The sequence below is a fragment of the Pseudomonas sp. FSL R10-1350 genome, assembly GCF_009600525.1.
In the GTDB taxonomy this organism is placed as follows: domain Bacteria; phylum Pseudomonadota; class Gammaproteobacteria; order Pseudomonadales; family Pseudomonadaceae; genus Aquipseudomonas; species Aquipseudomonas helleri.
In genome coordinates, this window is sequence record NZ_WIVR01000176.1 from 1 (window position 1) to 581 (window position 581).

The following is a 581-nucleotide window of genomic DNA, read 5'->3' on the forward strand; positions in this document are numbered from 1 at the left end:
TACCCAACCTGCGAGATGCCTACGTCTGTCGCGAGACGATCTACAACGCGATCTATGCCCTGCCAGTGGGTGAGCTGCGTAAGGAGCTGATCATCTGTCTGCGCCAAGGCAAGACGACGCGCCGGCCGCGCTCTGGCGGCGTGGATCGGCGCGGCCAGATCCCTGAGATGGTCAGTATTCATGTGCGCCCGCCGGAGATTGAAGACAGGCTGATGCCGGGGCATTGGGAAGGCGACCTCATCAAGGGCAAGGCCAACGCCTCGTCCGTCGGTACGCTGGTGGAACGCACCAGTGGCTACCTGACGCTGGTGAAGATGAACGACGCGACGGCGACCTCGGCGATGGAAGGCTTCAGTGCAGCGCTCAATGGCATGCCGCTGGCGATGCGCAAGAGCATGACCTACGACCAGGGTCGAGAAATGGCGCGGCATGCTGAAATCACCCAGCAGACCGGGGTCGCTATTTATTTTTGTGATCCGCACAGCCCCTGGCAGCGCGGCAGCAACGAAAACATCAACGGCCTGATTCGCCAGTACTTGCCCAAGGGCACAGACCTGTCGGTACCCAGCCAGGAGCAACTG

1 protein-coding gene is annotated in these 581 nt (G+C 61.4%); it reads left to right on the forward strand.

Annotated elements, in window-relative coordinates; genetic code table 11:
• A partial coding sequence (locus GHO25_RS25725) for an IS30 family transposase (protein ID WP_153393423.1) occupies positions 1 to 581 on the forward strand: 581 nt, incomplete at both ends.